Below are 15,060 nucleotides of genomic sequence, written 5' to 3' on the forward strand. Positions count from 1 at the left end.
CGGTGTACTGCGCCCCATGTAATGAATCAAGCATGCCTTGCGGTCAGAGTTTCCGGCTCTTCTGTCGCTTCCGTGGGTGGGTTCATGCGGTGTGACGGCCTGGTAGGTGGGGGCGGTGGCCGCCGAGGCTGAGCATGGCGAGCGCGATGAGAGCGTCGGGGTCCTTGAAGCCGAAGGCGATGCGGGTGATCAGTCGGATCTTGGTGTTCATGCTCTCGACCAGGCCGTTGCTCAAGCCGTGTTCGGCGGCGGCGGTGATGGCGTCCCAGTGCTTGACGATGGACCGTTGCAGCTTGACGAAGGGCTCCAGGCGGGAGCGGCGAGCCCATGACACCCAGTCCCGCAGCGTCTCGGGTGTGTCGGGGCCGGCCTTCAGCGCGAGGCGTAGTCCTTCCTTGAGTAGGTAGGCGCGGTGAAGAACGGGATGGGCCTTGGCGATGAACTCCAGTTGCGCACGTTGGTGTTCGGTCAGGCCGGTGGGGTTCTTCCACAGCGCCCAACGGGCCTTCTTCAGCGCCTTGGACCCTGCGGTGACCCGGCCCTTGCCGCCGCGCTCGGCGTTCCACACCGCCCGGCGGACTTCGTCCAGAGCGTCGGTGGCCCACTGCACCACGTGAAAGGGGTCCATCACGCGGACGGCGTTGGGGCAGCGCTCGGCCACCACGGTGGCGATCCATTCGGCGGCGTCCGCGCTGACATGCGTGATCTTCTTCGAGCGCTCCTCGCCGAGGAGGTCGAAGAAGGACCGCAGTGTCTCCTTGTCCCGGCCGGCCGCCGCCCACACCAGACGGCTGCTGTCGTGGTCGACCACCACCGTCAGGTACTTGTGGTGGCGCTTGTACGAGATCTCGTCGATGCCGATCCGGCGCAGTCCGGCGAGCAGGTCCACACGCGCTTCGACGTCCGCCCACACTCGGGCGCAGATGTTGCCCACTGTGCGCCAGCCGATCCGCATCAGCTGGGTGACCGTGGTCTTCGCGCAGTGCGTGGCCAGCCAGGCCACGGTGTCGTCGAAGGCCAGGCTGTGTCCGGCACCGTGACGGGCCCAGGGCACATGGGCGACGACCACGCCGTGCTCGGGGCAGGACACACGCGGCGCGTCGGCCTCGATGAACACGCGGACCGCGCCCAAGTCCAGGGCCCGCCAGCGACGGCGGCCCTCACCGCTGTCGAACCTGGCACACCGGCGTTTGCAGACCCCGCAGCGTTGCCGCCGCCGCTTCGCCGGGTGGGCGTGGGCCACGATCACCACATCCTCGGCGCCCGCCTCCGCACTGTCATCCTCCTCGGCCTCGACCAAGTCGATCACCGTGTGTTCGACTCCGAGCAGCCGAGTCCATATGCTTGTAGATCGCACGCCGTATCCAGGTTCTTCCGTTTCGTACTTTCAGCAGTCGAAACGTACCTGTGGTACGGCGTGTTGCGTTCATCGCCCCTGGTCAGCGACCCACGGAAGCGACAGGAGAGCCAGAAAATCCTGGAGGCCGTGCTGAGCAGCCGTGCTTGCGCTTCAGAGGCGCTGCCACCTTCTGGGGTCGGGGTCATACCGGAAGACTAGCAAGTCACGAGATAGAACGTTCGGTATTGACGAAGGCCTGCGCGGCGGATCTAATGAGACCGAACGTTCTCCCTCGAGCCCGCCCAGGCGTCACGTGGCATTCACGGGAATGCTGCGGCTGCTGTGTCGCGTCTGGCCGGCGACCGGGTGAGGCGACGGTGTCCGGGGCCGTGTCGGGCCAGGTCCGGTCCTCTGCACCGTGAAGTCATCGCCACGAAGTCATAGTCGAACCGAAAGGTCACATCATGCGTATCCATGTCCCGCGTCGCGTCGCGCTCGCCGCCGGTGCCTTGACGCTGCTTGCTGCCACCACCGCTCCAGGTGTGGCGATGGCGACCGACAAGGGGCCCTCCTCCGCGTCTGCTTCCGCGAAGCCGACGGTCGTCCTGGTCCATGGGGCGTGGGCGGATTCCTCCAGTTGGTCATCGGTGATGGAGCGGCTGCGCGCGGACGGCTATCCGGTGCGGGCCATCGCCAATCCTCTGCAGGGGCTGACCAGTGACACGGCCTACGTCTCCAGTTACCTGTCCACGATCAAGGGTCCCGTGGTGCTGGTCGGCCACTCCTACGGTGGCGCGGTGATCACCAACTCCGCCGCCTCGGATCCCGACGTCAAGGCCCTGGTCTACATTGCCGGTTTCATCCCCGCGAAGGGGGAGACGGTGGGTGGTCTGGCCAAAATATCGCCGGACCTTCCGGTGGTGCCGACTGTCGTCCCGGACGGGACGGAGGTGTCCATCGATCCGGACCAGTTCCGGGAGGTCTTCGCCGGTGACGTCGACAAGACCACGGCCGCGGATCTGGCTGCGGTCCAGCGGCCCGCCAACATCAAGGCGGTCATGGACGCCAGCGCCCAGGAAGCGTTCCGTACCATCCCGTCCTGGGATCTGATCACCCGCCAGGACCACGCGATCGCTCCCGACGCCCAGCGCTTCATGGCCAAGCGGGCCGGCGCGCACACCGAGGAGGTCGACGCCTCCCACGCCGTGATGATCAGCCGACCGGGCACCGTCACACACATCATCGAAGAGGCCGCCCGCAGCACCCGATGACACACCCCCGCATGACCGCCTCGCCGGCCGGGGCCGGGGCGTCCGGCCTCGGCCGGTTATGGCTGACGAAGTGACGCCGTTCACCACGTTTTTGTCAAGATCCGCAAGACAGAGGTGAAATCACTGTGACGACACGCCAACAGCTCGGCCGTCTGACCGCCGCCCTGGGGCGGACCATCCCTGGGGGACAGGTGGTTACCACCGGGCCGGACTACGACTCCGTCCGGAACATCTGGAACGGCGCGGTCTCCGCTCGTCCCGGCGTGATCGTCCGGTGCGCCGATCCGGCCGAGGTCGGGACTGCCGTACTGGCCGCGCGGGAGTTCGGGGTACCCCTGACGGTGCGTGGCGGCGGTCACGACTGGGCCGGGAGAGCACTGCGCGACGGTGGCCTGACGATTGACCTGTCCGGCCTGCGCCGGGTCAAGGTGGATCCGGTGGCGAAGGTCGCCGAGGTGGAAGGAGGAGCCACGGCCGCCGATCTCGTCGCCGCCACTCAGCCATTCGGCCTGACCGCGGCGACCGGTGCCGCCGGCTCCGTGGGCATGGCGGGCCTGACCCTCGGCGGCGGCTATGGGCCGCTCAGCGGCCGCTTCGGACTTGCTCTGGACAACCTGTTGTCCGCGGAGGTGGTGCTCGCCGACGGTTCGGTCGTCACGGCCGACACCGAACGGGAGCCGGAGTTGTTCTGGGCTCTGCGCGGCGGCGGCGGGAACTTCGGTGTCGTCACCTCGATGCGCGTGCGCCTGCACGCCGTTCCGACGCTGCTGTCCGGCATGGTGCTGTTCGGGTGGGGGCAGGCCGGGACCGTACTGGCCGGGCTGGCGGACGTCCTGGCGGGAAGCCCGGACGAACTGACCGTGCAGTCCGGTGTCCTGCCCGGCCCCGAGGGCAAGCCCGTGGTGTTCCTCTCGCCCACCTGGAGCGGCGACGACTCCACGGCGGGAGAACACGCGCTGGCGCGGCTCGACACCCTCGGCACACCCCTCGTCTCCCAGGTCGCCCCCACCACCGTGCCCGCGATGCTCGCGGCCATCGACGCACAGTTCCCCTTCGGCCGGCACGTCGAGATCCGCACGCGTTCCGTACCGTCCCTGACCTCAGGAGTGCGGGACATGCTGATCCTCGCGGGCTCCACCCTGACCTCGCCCCACTCGGCCGTATCCGTGCACAGCCTGCACGGAGCCGCAGCACAAGTACCTGAGAAGGAAACGGCATTCGGCAACCGCGACCCGCACCTCATGATCGAGATCATCGCCCAGTGGGAACCAGGCGACACCGGTGCGGCGGAGCATCGTGTCTGGGCCGGCGATCTGGCCGACACCCTCGCACCCGAGGCACTGCCGGGTGGCTACCCCAACCTCCTCGGCCCGGACGCGGTCGCACAGATCGCACACGCCTACGGCTCCAACACCGAGCGGCTGCTCGCAGCCAAACACCGGTACGACCCCTACCGCATATTCAACGCGACCCCCCTGCCGAACCCGTCACGAACCCGGTAAGGCCCGTTGACGCAGGCCGCCCACTTCCCGCGCATTTCGAGAACCGAGGCAGACCTTTGAAACTGCGAGACCACTTGACCCGCTACGCGGTGATCACCGGCTTTCTGGGGGCCGCAACCGTACTGACCGTTCCTCAGGCCACGGCCATGAGCACCCCCGTTCCCGCCGAATCCGTCAGCGGCACGGTCGAGACGGCCAAGCCACTCGGCGAGCTCGGTCCTCTGACGGCCCTCGTCATCGAGCGCATCCGCGTGAGTGATGACGTGGCGGCGTCCAAGTTCGGTACCGACTCGCCCATCGAAGACCCGGTGCGCGAGGCACAGGTACTGGAGCAGGTCCGAACACAGGCCGGCGCGGCTGGGCTGGACCCGGACGCGGCGGCGGCGTTCTTCCAGCACCAGATCACCGCGAGCAAGGCCGTGCAGAACGGCTTGTTCGCTCGCTGGACCGCTCACCCGGAGGAAGCGCCCACGACGCGCCCCGATCTCGGCCCGATTCGCGAGCAGCTCGACCAACTGACCACGGCCCTGCTTCAAGAGCTCAAGGACACGGAAGCACTGCGCGAGAGGCCCATCGCATGCACGGTGCAGTTGGCCCTGGCCACTGGGTCGGGGGCAGTGCTGGAACGGTTGGACACGCTCCATCGTCAGGCGCTCAGGACGGCCACACAGTCGGTGTGCCGCTTCAGTGAGCCGACCGGACAACGCTGACTCGCGAGCGCTGTCGCCTTCTCGGCGCGAGAGCTACCCGCACCTTCCGTGTCTTGAGCGATTGCTGTCGTGAGAGCGGCGGCCAACTGGCTGTTCTCTGTCCGTCAGTGTGGTCGACAGGGGTTCGGACAAGGGCCTGGTCCGGGTGAATCACCGTGATCACGCCGCCTTCGGCGCGCGTCCTCAGCACGTGCCTGAGGGCTGTCCCGCAATCCCTGGCGGGCGAACGACATGGTCACTTGCCCACATGCCCGGGGCTCCGGGCCTGTCGGCAACAGCGCGGCGAGGTGAGCAACGTGCACTACGTCGCTCACCTCGCCGCGCTGGGCGGTGTGTGCTCGCATTCTGGACGCATGTGGTTCACCCACCTCACCCTGCCGGCATGGCGCACCGGGGCCACGTTCGTCCACGACTGGCTGGCCCTGACCCTCGGCGTCGTTCTCGCCGGCGACATCGGCATGGCCATGGGCGACCCGGAGGCCCGCCGGGGCATGCGCACCGGCTCGGTCACGCGGGAGTGGGCCGAGCGGGAGTACCCGCTCTGGCGGCCCTGACCGAAAGCCGACACACTGACCGGCACGTCCGGCGCGGGACCGGCAGGCAGGCCGTGAGGTCCTGTCGTGGGACATGGCCGGAGCGCCCGCCGTTCAGTTGACGGACGGGGCGGCCGCGCCGGACGACGCGGCCGGTCAGGCGGAGCGGGCCCGCAGGATGCCCTCGACGCCCTGCAGGAAGGTCTCGGAGACCAGTTCTGGGTCGGACAGACAGCCAGAGGCCATGGCGCCGTCCCGGAGCATGACGAGATGCCGGCCGGCGGGTCCGGCGGGTGTGTCGCCTGTCTGGGCCAGCAACCCCGTGACGGTCTCCTTGAACCACTGCCGGTGGGCCAGGACGGCTCGGTGGACCGGATGGTCAGGGTCGGGGTATTCGGCCGCAGCGTTGAGGAAGGCGCATCCGCGGAATCCTGGGTACTGGATACCTGCGGCGATGGTCTGGCAGATGGCCCGGATCTTGTCGACCGCCGACTGTTCGCGTGCCTGAGCGGCCTCGGCCTGCGCCCGGAGGTCCCGGTCGGTCTGGTCGAGGTACGCGAGGACGAGGTCTTCCTTGCCCGTGAAATGCCGGTACAGCGTGGCACGGGTGACCTGCGCCTCCGCAACAATCCGGTCGACGCCAACGGAGTGGATTCCCTCCGTGTAGAAGATCCTGGTCGCCGTGCTGAGCAGCCGCGATCGCGCTTCCGACGTGCCGCCTTCTCTCGTCCTCTGGCTCATACGCCCAGGTTAGCGAATGGCGGGAGAGAACGATCGGTCTAGCACGGTTGGTCGCTTGGTGGCGCCGTAGACCCGCTCTACCTTCGAGTCGATGCCCAGGGACGCGATCTGGTCCCCGCTCGGAGGAAGACGCGGTGCCGGGCCAAGGCCACGGTAAACGCACCGGCTGCGGGCTGGAGTTGGCAGACGTGTCCCCAAGTGCACGCGGGAAGGAACGCCCAGCTCGCATCGTGCCGCAGCATGTATTACGCGGTGGATGCGGGACGCATGCTGCCCATCACGGCCACCAGAAGGTGCGGCCTCGAGCTCCAGCCTGCGCTTAGGCCCCCGCCCCACCCTCGGCCCACCTCGAGTGATCAAGGAATGCGGCCCAGGCCGAGTAGCCGTCCTCACTCACGCCCCAGCGATGCGCGAGACTTGCGACGATCATCAGACCCCGCCCCCTCGGGTCGTCCTCATGGGGGTTGCGAATTTGGGGAGACGTCGGATTGCAGTCGGACACTTCGACCGTCACTTTGCCAGCCATCTCCGTCATCCTCAGTTCGACCCGTCCGGTACCGTGCTCTATCGCGTTGGATACCAGTTCGGATACGGTCAGCCGCACATCTTCGGCGAGTGACTCATCTATGTCCCAGAGTTGCATGATCGCGAATGCGGTGTTCCGTGCCTGAGGCACTCGGGCGAGCTCGGGAGCGATTGTCGCCTCGAAAAGGCGACGTGATTGCGTAAGGATCATGGTGGAGGGCATTGCGGATCCTTTCGTTCCTCAGGCCGTCGAGGCGCAATACGCAGAGATTGGGGATGGCCTACGGCTGGCAATGACCTGTATGTAGCGTTCACTATAATACCTGGAGAAGCTACAAGCTAGAGATGTCGGCGTTACAAAATCCTCCCCATCGCCGAGAGAGCTACCAAGTCGTCGGATGTGCTTCAGGTGATCAAGAGGCCGGCGAGGAAGAGGGAGACTTCATCGGGCCTTCCGTGGGTGCCTCCGCGTTCAGGCGGGGGAAAGAAGGGACTCCTGCGGAGCAGGGCGGGGAGCTGTGACCGGCCGCCGGGGCGGAACGTAGTTGCCTGACCCTAATTCTGATCTTTACGAGTGGCGTCATCAGTTTGTGAACCTGGCCGTGAAGCACGGCCCCGGCGTAGTTGATCTTTGATGGGTTTTGGGTTGTTTGTCCGTGGGGTGAGGTGGCAAGTTGCAAGGCGAGCGCGGCCTCTGATGATCTTTCAGGTTCCTACGCCAGAAGATCGTCTCAGGAGCCGCGCTCGTGTCCGCATCCTCTCTGATCAGCCCTGCCCTTGGCCAGCTCACCGACCTCGCGCTGTGGGAGGCCGAGCTCGCCGCCGACCCTGCGGCAGCGGATTCTGCGCTGGTCAGCAGGCTGCGCCAGGTCCCTGACCGGCGCGCGGAGCGAGGGCGGCGGCATCCTCTGGTGGTGATCCTGGTGCTGGCTGCGTGCGCGACGCTGGTGGTCGGCGGCGACTCCATGACCGCGATCTGGCAGTGGGCCACCCGCGCCCCGCAGATCAAACTGGCACGCATCGGCGCCCGGTACGACCCGCTGGCCGGCCAGTACCTCGTACCCAGCGAACGCACCTTCCGCCGCGTGCTCGCCGACCTGGACGCCGACGCCCTGGACGCGGCGACCTGTGCTTACGTCACCGAAGTCGCGGCCGGAACCGCAACGGCGCCCGAGATCCCGTGCACCCCGGGGCCCATCGAGCGCGAACAGCGCCGCGCCGCCCAGCGGGCCGTGGAACACCCGGCGCCGGCCGGGCTCCTGCCCGCCGCGGCTTTCGACGGCAAGGCCCTGACCGGCGCCCGCACCGAATCGGGGCGGGTCTTCCTGGTCGGGGCGGTCGCCCACGCCAGCGGCGCGGTCCTCGGCCAGACCCAGGTTCCGGACAAGCGCGGCGAGGGCGAGGCGGCCCGCACCCTGCTGGCCCAACTCGCCTTGCCTGGATGGGTGTTCACCCTGGATGCCCTGCACACCACAAAGAAGACCGCCCGCCTGATCACGGACCGGCTCGACGCCCACTACGTCCTGATCCTGAAGGGGAACCAGCCGCTGGCCCGCGCCGCCGCCCAGGCGCTGCTGGCCGGCACCGACGCCGAGTGGACCGAGACCACCGAGGCCGAGGACGACCGTGGGCACGGGCGCACCGAGCGCCGCACGATCCGCACCGCCCAAGCCGACGACGCCCTCTTCCCCGGCGCGGGACAGGTCTTCCGCCTGCGCCGTGACACCGGCGGCCTCGACGGCACCTGGACCGGGAAGGAGATCGTCTTCGGCGTCACCAGTATGCCCGCCCACCTCGCCGGCCCCGCTCACCTCAACCACTACGAGAGGGCCCACTGGTCCATCGAAAACAAGATCCACTGGGTGCGGGACGTCACTTTCCACGAGGACAACTCCCAGGTCCGGACCGGCACCGCCCCCCGAGTCCTGGCCAGCTTCCGCAACCTGGGCATCAGCACGTTCCGCCTCGCCGGACGAGCCAACATCGCCCACGCCCGCCGCGATCTCCTCAACCACAACGACGCCTTCGCCGTCTACGGCATCTGATCAACTACTACGAAGTCGGGCGTAACGGAACAACGCCGGGGCCGTGGGCCGTGAAGCACCTGAAGCGCGCGTTCAAGGACCGCTTCAGGTGCGACGGATGCGCAGGCAGCCGAGCTGTCGCACGTGGGGATGCCTGCGAAATGGCCTGCAACTCCGTCCTTGCCGCCCGACCGAGGCGTAGACGCGGAAGGAATAGGTCGACTACAACTCCAATGGCCTCTCGTCGGTGCGGTCGTAGCAGACTCTGCGGCACTGTCGTTGGTGGTCCGCGTCGCGGAAGCCGAACGCGTTGCGCGCGACGAGCTTGATCACGCGGTTGATGCCTTCGCTCTTGGCGTTGCTGTGCCCGGTGTCGATGAATGCTTCGATCTCCGGCCACCAGCGGTCGACGGTAGAGGCGAGCTGCCTGACCTCGGGGATGTCGGAGTCCACGCACCAGGTGAGGAACTTCCAGCGGGCGCGGCCGACTTGGTGGCGGTCGGCGCCGGTGCGGGCGCACGCGACAAGGTTGCGGAGGTTCTCCTTGGCAATCCATGCCGTCAGCAGGGTCTGGCCGATCCTTCCCTCGCCCAGCAGCGCGTGCCACATCGTGGCGAACTGCTCGTCGGTGAGGTCCTTGCGGTTGCGGAGCAGGCGCCGCCTGGCCTCCCATTCCGGAGCACTGGCGCGTCCGCGCCGGCCGCGGGTCTCGGCGGTGGTGCGGCGGCGGACCATGGACAACATCTTGTTGGCGAGTTGGACGACGTGGAAGTGGTCGACCACGACGGTGGCGTGCGGCGGACCGGTGCGGACGGCGGCGCGATAGGTGGTCGACATGTCGATGGCCACATACTCGATGCTCTTTCTCCAGGTCCGCGGGGTGGTAGCGAGCCAGGCCAGTACGTCTGCGGCGGTGCGGCCCTCGACCTGGCCCAGCAGCCCGCCGGTATCGAGCACGTCGACGAAGCCGGTGTGCCACCGCTCCCGGACCAGGTGCCACTTGCCGGTGGCGGGGTCCTGGTCCCAGCGTGGCCGTCCGCGCCGGGTTTCGTCGATGCCCAGCACCTGCACCTCGGGCAGCGGTGCCTCGGTGATCTCGCGGGCGGCGGTGCGGAAGGGGTCCATCACCGTCGGCCAGGACAGGTGCAGGTTTCGGGCGGTCTGGATGACGGTGGGCCCGGCGTCGCGTATGCGGCGCCCGGCGGCACTGTGCAGCCCTGCGGTGATCCGCGCGCCGGCCGGTATCTGCGGGATCTGCTCGGTGAACGATTTCCTCGGGCACTGCGGCTCGCGGCAGTACCAGCGGCGCTTGTGTCAGCGAAACTCCAACCCGTGTTCCCCGTATGGGAGATCACGGGGTCGGGTGATGGCTGAGCCCTTCACCCGGGAGGCGACCACACCGCAGGCCGGACACACACCCGGGCCCGCTCATCGGCCGTGGCCAGGTGGATCCGCCGGGTTCCGTCCTCCAGTTGCTCGACCGAAACGACGGCCAGGCCGTTCAGATCGAGCAGCAACGTCGTAAAGTTGTTCAAGCCCGTGGTTCCTGGTGATCAAGCTGCGTAGAGAACAGGCATGATCAGCTATGGCCACGGGCGTTCTGCATCCAGGGGCAACGCCTGAGCAAGAACCAGGGCTTGAGGAACGTCCGTGCCGGATCGTGCGTCACCCCCACATCGGCCCAGGTGAGCGGCTGACGGGGCGTCGGTGGTCGTTGGAAAACCGTCATATTCCCGCGAGCCGCACGCTCCCGCGGGCACCGACTGTCAGACGGGTGGCCAGTTTCGCAGCGCCGCGTCGGCTACCTGCTGGAGTTCGGAGCGGGTGGCGCCGCCGGCGGCCTGGACGGCGATGCCGTTCGACACGGTCATAACGTATCGGGCGAGCAGTTCCGGGTCCGCACCTGGGGGCAGATCACCCTCGTCGACGGCCCGCTGGAACCGGTGGCGGAGGCGAGCACGGCCGTCGTCGCGCCAGGCGATCAGGGCGTCCTGGGCGGCCCGTCCGGAGACGCCGGCGGCCAGCGAGCCCTGCACGCCCAGGCATCCGGCGGGGCAGCCGGGGCGGGTGGTCGTGCTGACCGAGCCGACGAGGAACGCCATGGCCACCTCCCGGGCGCTCGGCTTCTCCAGCGCGCGGGCCGCATAGGCGGCGGGGCCTTCGGTGTAGCGCTCCAGAGCCTTGCGGAACAGCTCCTCCTTGTTGCCGAAGGCCGCGTACATGCTCTTGCGGGTGATGCCCATGGCGCTGGTCAGGTCGTTCAGGCTGGCGCCTTCATAGCCCTGCTCCCAGAAGACCATCATCGCCCGCTCCAGGGCCTCGTCGGCGTCGAAGCTTCTCGGCCGACCGATCGGCGCTTTCCGGGTGATCTCCACGGCTCCACCCTACCGCCTCGATACCGATCGGTGCAGAAATGCTACAGTCTCGTTCTGCACCGATCGGTATCTAAATTTCGGGAGCTCAGGCAATGGGACAGCTGGAAGGCAAGACCGCCGTCGTCACCGGCGGCAGCACCGGAATCGGCCTGGCCACCGCCGCGCGGCTGGCGTCCGAGGGTGCCCATGTGTTCATCACCGGCCGGCGCAAGGACGCGCTCGACAGGGCCGTCGAGTCGATCGGTTCCGCGGTCACCGCGGTGCCGGGCGACATATCGAAGCCGACCGACCTGGACCGGCGGTACGACGCGATCCGTGACCGCGGCCGTGGCCTGGACGTGCTCTTCGCCAACGCGGGCATGGGCACACTCGCACCGCTGGCGCAGGTCACCGAGGAACAGTTCGATCAGATCTTCGGCGTCAACGTCCGGGGCACACTGCTCACCGTGCAGAAGGCGCTGCCGCTGCTCAACGACGGCGCCTCGGTGATCTTTAACGACTCCATCCGCGCCGACGACGGCCGGGAGGCCTTCGGCCTGTACGCGGCGTCGAAGGCCGCGATCCGGTCCCTCGCCCGGACCTGGGCCAACGAGCTGAAGGGCAGGGGCATCCGCGTCAACACGGTCGCGCCGGGCGCGATCGACACCCCCGGAGTCGACATCGCCATCGGCGAGGAGAACGCAGCCGCCGTCAAGGCGGAACTCGCCGCGGGAGTTCCGATCGGCCGGAGGGGACGCCCGGAGGAGGTCGCCGCCGCCGTCGCCTTCCTCGCCTCCACGGACAGCAGCTTCATGCTCGGCACCACCCTGCACGTCAACGGCGGCGAGAACCAGTTCTGACCCGCCACGCGGAGCCCCGACCGGCCGCAGGAGGCAAAGCGCCAATCAGCCGGGAGAACGCTTGACGCACGACCTGACACAGATGTTCCTCAGCCCCCGAACCTCACGCGGAGTGACAGAAGGTCAGGCACTCAGCGCTACCGCACCGCTCAACTTCGAAGACCCAGAAGACCCCGAAGTTCGAGTACACACAGCGGCTTCGGCTTCCGGGACGGCAGGCTTACCCGGTGCAGGGATCGAGCGTTCTCAGCTGTTGGGCGTGATGAGCGAGAACGGGGGTCGGCGAAACTCAACCACGATCACCGCCGTGATCAGCATGCCCGCGAAGTAGCCTTCGGAGGACAGACGGGCGGTCACTTCCCCGGTCGAGGAGCTGTCCGACTTCGCCGAGGAGCACCAGGAGTGGCTGCGGATCTTCCAGATGCCGTACTGTGCACCGGAGTCGAGCCCGGCCGAGGGTATCTGGTCACTGCTGAAGCGACACTTGGCCGACTTCGCCGCCGCGAACTTGCTCCACCTCGCCCGCGTGAGCGAGCGCAAGTTCAAGAAGATCCAGTGCTGGACCTACTTGCTCGCCGGCTGCCACCGGCCCGCCGGCCTGACCTTCGACCTCAACGAGACCAGGCCGCCGGACTCCACGAGTTCAACCTGAGTGCCTGAGCGGACTGTTCTCGATCCCGGCAGGCGCTTCCCTGAATTGAGAGACATCCACCGCGGCTACGCAGAACCAACACGAGGAGACACATGCTCCGCTGAGGCCACTGTGTGTGCAACGCACTCCATGCAGCGCTCGCTGACTTTCACTGAGCTTGGGCCCGGGGTGTCGTAGCTGCCGGTCAATGACCCGACCGCGAGGTGAAGCGTCGAGCGCCGGGTGGCGCAGTGGGGGAGCGGTGCCGGGATCTATGATGGCAGCATGGTGAGGGATTCCGGCCCGGCGTCGGCTGCTGTTGGCTCGAGCAGCCGCGAGGTCATCTTGAACGCGGCTCGCTCGCTCGTCGGCGAAAAGGGCTACGACGGCATGGCCATCTCGGACCTGTCCGCGCAGTCCGGGCTTCCGCCCAGCTCCATCTACTATCATTTCGGGAACAAGTTCGGCGTGCTGGCGGCACTGCTCGAACGCACCTTCGAGGAACTGCATGCTTTGTTCCCGAATCCGTCCTCGTTCGACGACCTTGCGCCGATTGAACGTCTCGAAGCGTGGTTCTCCACGGTGTGCGATTGCCTTGACCGGCGGCCTGACTACCTTCGCCTCTTGGTCGCGATGAGTGTCGGCCCGCACAAGGACGCTGAGGCGGTTCAGCGGATCGTGCGTCGCGTCCGTGACTATGCCTACGCATCCTGGGTGGAAGCGCTCACTCCGATCTTCGCGCCGAACGGCGGCGAAGACGACAAAGCTCTCGTCGAGGAGTTGGCGGTCCTCGGGCGAGCTTTGACGGACGGCTTGTCGGTCACGAACAGCTTCGACAACGTTACCTACAGCTCGCACGTTGCCGCGTTCGTTTCCCTGATCCGTGGTCTGGCGGCTCAGCGTGGCGGCGCAGCGAAGTGAAAGCGGTCAAGGGCGGCCGCGGCCACTGAAAACCGTCGCATCTCCCATATAGCGCGCAATAGGTCGGGGGAAGATGCGGAGCGGGCTTGCGATGGAGCTTCCCCTTGCTTTCGGACACCTGGAGTGTGAAGCCCCGGGTTTCGTGGACGGTGGGTTACTGAGGTTGAACTCGTGATGTCCGTTCTGCGTCTCAGACGGGCTTGATGGTCAGACCGGTCTCGGCGAGGCAGCCGTCGATGAGGTGGCTGCGGTACTGGATGTGCCGTGGGCCGCTCCGGACGGCCTGGATGAGGTGTTCGGGGGTGGTGAGCCGTCTGCGGACGTCCGTACAGTTGCAGTGATGCCACTCTTGCGGCAGCGTGATGACCCGCCGCCAGGCGGGGTTGATGCTTTGCGACGGCATGCCGGAAGTAGTTGGCCCATCCGTCGTGACATCCGCGGCGTCACCCGGTGCAAGCACCGCTCGTTGACCCGGCCGGACAATAAGGCGAAGCCGGGCCGGAGCCGGACTCCTCCCCCTTACGAACCCCGCGTCGGGGTTGTCGGACGCGGTTGAGGTGAAGGCAGTTTGGTACTGCGGGCGGGCAGTGACGCCCTCATTTCTGCTCCTACGCCCCTGTGGGTATCCGGCGGGGACGGTCATGCTGGGCAGCCGGCCGACTGGTCACGAAGGGGAGTTCCATGCACGCGCACGATCGCGGGACCGTCGGTCCGCCGAGTCGGCGGCAGCTCGCGCCGCGGTGTTGCGGCAGTCCCCCTGGCCCAGCGGATGGTGGCCCTGCAGCACTTGGCGGGGAACGATGCGGTGGCGCGGACCGTCGAAACGGCCTGGCACGAGCACGGACCCGCATGCGGCCACACCGGTGCGGAGGACACCGGTCCAGAGGAACAGCGCCGTCTGCTCGAGGCGGCCAAGGCCGGTCCGAGCAGCCCGCTGCCGGGGCCCCTGCTGAGCGAGGCGCGGTCGTTCTACAAGAACGACAAGCTGTCCGTCACCCGCATCCACGACGACCTGACAGCCCAGCGCGCGGCCACGGCGCTAGGCGTCGAGGCCCTGACGGTCGGCGCGGACGTCTTCCTGGGACCGACGGCCCGCGGGCGCAAGGACATCATCGGCCATGAACTCAGCCACGTCGCCGCGAACCTCCAGGGACATCGCGAGCCGGGCAACGACAACGGCGCCGGCGTCAGCGTGACCGACTCGCGGCAGGCGTCGGAGCGGACCGCGACGACGGACGGGGCCGCCTTCGAGGCAGGCGAGACGACGGCCCCGTCCGTCGTCTCGCCCAGCGGGCCGCCGGGGGAGAGGAAGAAGCCCCGACACTGTCCCGGCAGTTCAGCGCGGCATCGCGGGCGGGGTCGGCACCATGAGGGCAGCCCCGATCTCCGCCGTCTTGAACGAACATCCCTGGACCGCGACGTGATGGCGGGACCAACACCGTGCAATCTGCGTCCATGCGGCCCTGCCCCAACCGTGAATCGCCTGGCTCTCGCGCCCCTGTCGCAAGTTCTGGCTCATCCGGATCAGGCCACTGCGGATCGTTAGCTGTGGAATCCGCCGGTAGCGGGACCAGTCCAGACTCTGTCCTGTCGTGACTGTAGCCAACCCGCCCTCGAAGTCTTAGAGTGAACGCTACATACACACGACG

General features: G+C 67.7%; 15 protein-coding genes and 3 pseudogenes. 9 read left to right on the plus strand and 9 right to left on the minus strand.

The features are described 5' to 3' along the window. Positions 1 to 82: 82 nt before the first annotated feature. On the minus strand, positions 83 to 1,357 hold the full coding sequence (locus ACQEXA_RS52940; RefSeq protein WP_432921964.1) for an ISL3 family transposase: 1,275 nt from the start codon (positions 1,355 to 1,357) through the stop codon (positions 83 to 85). A 446-nt stretch (positions 1,358 to 1,803) separates the two neighbouring features. Here ACQEXA_RS52940 and ACQEXA_RS52945 point away from each other — a divergent pair, with 446 nt between their 5' ends. From ACQEXA_RS52945 to ACQEXA_RS52960, 4 genes and pseudogenes are all read left to right on the plus strand, one after another. Next, complete coding sequence (locus ACQEXA_RS52945) at positions 1,804 to 2,610, plus strand: alpha/beta fold hydrolase (RefSeq protein WP_432921962.1); 807 nt, start codon at positions 1,804 to 1,806, stop codon at positions 2,608 to 2,610. Between the two features lie 125 nt (positions 2,611 to 2,735). After that, positions 2,736 to 4,112 (plus strand): FAD-binding oxidoreductase, encoded by a 1,377-nt coding sequence (locus ACQEXA_RS52950; protein WP_432921959.1) that lies wholly within the window; start codon positions 2,736 to 2,738, stop codon positions 4,110 to 4,112. Positions 4,113 to 4,186: 74 nt separating this feature from the next. Continuing rightward, positions 4,187 to 4,822 carry a chorismate mutase gene (locus ACQEXA_RS52955; RefSeq protein ID WP_432921956.1) on the plus strand — a complete coding sequence of 212 codons (636 nt, stop codon included), beginning with the start codon at positions 4,187 to 4,189 and terminating at the stop codon, positions 4,820 to 4,822. 347 nt (positions 4,823 to 5,169) lie between these two features. Further along, positions 5,170 to 5,376: pseudogene (locus ACQEXA_RS52960) on the plus strand (cytochrome b/b6 domain-containing protein); the annotation flags it as partial. Between the two features lie 135 nt (positions 5,377 to 5,511). Here ACQEXA_RS52960 and ACQEXA_RS52965 read toward each other — a convergent pair. After that, positions 5,512 to 6,096, minus strand: coding sequence for a TetR/AcrR family transcriptional regulator (locus ACQEXA_RS52965; RefSeq protein ID WP_432921953.1), 585 nt, complete (start codon positions 6,094 to 6,096; stop codon positions 5,512 to 5,514). Positions 6,097 to 6,415: 319 nt separating this feature from the next. Further along, the gene (locus ACQEXA_RS52970) at positions 6,416 to 6,844 is read right to left on the minus strand and encodes an ATP-binding protein (protein WP_432921950.1); all 429 of its coding nucleotides are present in this window, start codon (positions 6,842 to 6,844) and stop codon (positions 6,416 to 6,418) included. Positions 6,845 to 7,367: 523 nt separating this feature from the next. On the opposite strand from ACQEXA_RS52970, the gene ACQEXA_RS52975 reads away from it, so the two are divergent. Next, a complete protein-coding gene (locus ACQEXA_RS52975) occupies positions 7,368 to 8,666 on the plus strand; it encodes an ISAs1 family transposase (RefSeq protein WP_433133666.1) in 1,299 nt (432 codons plus the stop codon). 201 nt (positions 8,667 to 8,867) lie between these two features. Here ACQEXA_RS52975 and ACQEXA_RS52980 read toward each other — a convergent pair. The 4 genes and pseudogenes from ACQEXA_RS52980 to ACQEXA_RS52995 all read right to left on the minus strand — a co-directional run. Continuing rightward, a pseudogene (locus ACQEXA_RS52980) lies at positions 8,868 to 9,944 on the minus strand (ISL3 family transposase); the annotation flags it as partial. Between the two features lie 15 nt (positions 9,945 to 9,959). After that, on the minus strand, positions 9,960 to 10,061 hold the full coding sequence (locus tag ACQEXA_RS52985) for a hypothetical protein (RefSeq protein ID WP_433133668.1): 102 nt from the start codon (positions 10,059 to 10,061) through the stop codon (positions 9,960 to 9,962). Continuing rightward, a complete protein-coding gene (locus ACQEXA_RS52990; RefSeq protein ID WP_432940035.1) occupies positions 10,025 to 10,180 on the minus strand; it encodes a hypothetical protein in 156 nt (51 codons plus the stop codon). The genes ACQEXA_RS52985 and ACQEXA_RS52990 overlap by 37 nt, the downstream gene beginning before the upstream one ends. A 231-nt stretch (positions 10,181 to 10,411) precedes the next feature. Continuing rightward, positions 10,412 to 11,020, minus strand: coding sequence for a TetR/AcrR family transcriptional regulator (locus ACQEXA_RS52995; RefSeq protein WP_432921947.1), 609 nt, complete (start codon positions 11,018 to 11,020; stop codon positions 10,412 to 10,414). A 92-nt stretch (positions 11,021 to 11,112) separates the two neighbouring features. Between ACQEXA_RS52995 and ACQEXA_RS53000 the strand changes: the two genes are divergently transcribed. Next, positions 11,113 to 11,859, plus strand: coding sequence for an SDR family NAD(P)-dependent oxidoreductase (locus tag ACQEXA_RS53000; protein ID WP_432921944.1), 747 nt, complete (start codon positions 11,113 to 11,115; stop codon positions 11,857 to 11,859). Between the two features lie 246 nt (positions 11,860 to 12,105). On the opposite strand, the gene ACQEXA_RS53005 is transcribed toward ACQEXA_RS53000, so the two are convergent. After that, entirely contained in the window at positions 12,106 to 12,399 is a 294-nt protein-coding gene (locus tag ACQEXA_RS53005; RefSeq protein ID WP_432921941.1) for a hypothetical protein, read from the minus strand. On the opposite strand from ACQEXA_RS53005, the gene ACQEXA_RS53010 reads away from it, so the two are divergent. Both ACQEXA_RS53010 and ACQEXA_RS53015 read left to right on the plus strand, forming a co-directional pair. Beyond that, positions 12,386 to 12,511: a hypothetical protein gene (locus tag ACQEXA_RS53010; RefSeq protein WP_432921938.1), complete on the plus strand. Its 126-nt coding sequence runs from the start codon at positions 12,386 to 12,388 to the stop codon at positions 12,509 to 12,511. The genes ACQEXA_RS53005 and ACQEXA_RS53010 overlap by 14 nt on opposite strands. Positions 12,512 to 12,775: 264 nt before the next feature. After that, entirely contained in the window at positions 12,776 to 13,411 is a 636-nt protein-coding gene (locus tag ACQEXA_RS53015; protein WP_432921935.1) for a TetR/AcrR family transcriptional regulator, read from the plus strand. A 190-nt stretch (positions 13,412 to 13,601) separates the two neighbouring features. On the opposite strand, the pseudogene ACQEXA_RS53020 reads toward ACQEXA_RS53015, so the two are convergent. Then, a pseudogene (locus tag ACQEXA_RS53020) lies at positions 13,602 to 13,718 on the minus strand (transposase); the annotation flags it as partial. A gap of 498 nt (positions 13,719 to 14,216) precedes the next feature. On the opposite strand from ACQEXA_RS53020, the gene ACQEXA_RS53025 reads away from it, so the two are divergent. Next, positions 14,217 to 14,957, plus strand: coding sequence for an eCIS core domain-containing protein (locus tag ACQEXA_RS53025; RefSeq protein ID WP_432921932.1), 741 nt, complete (start codon positions 14,217 to 14,219; stop codon positions 14,955 to 14,957). Positions 14,958 to 15,060: the final 103 nt, after the last annotated feature.

Origin of the sequence: Streptomyces sp. CA-106110 (genome assembly GCF_050936285.1) — a bacterium.
GTDB lineage: Bacteria > Actinomycetota > Actinomycetes > Streptomycetales > Streptomycetaceae > Streptomyces.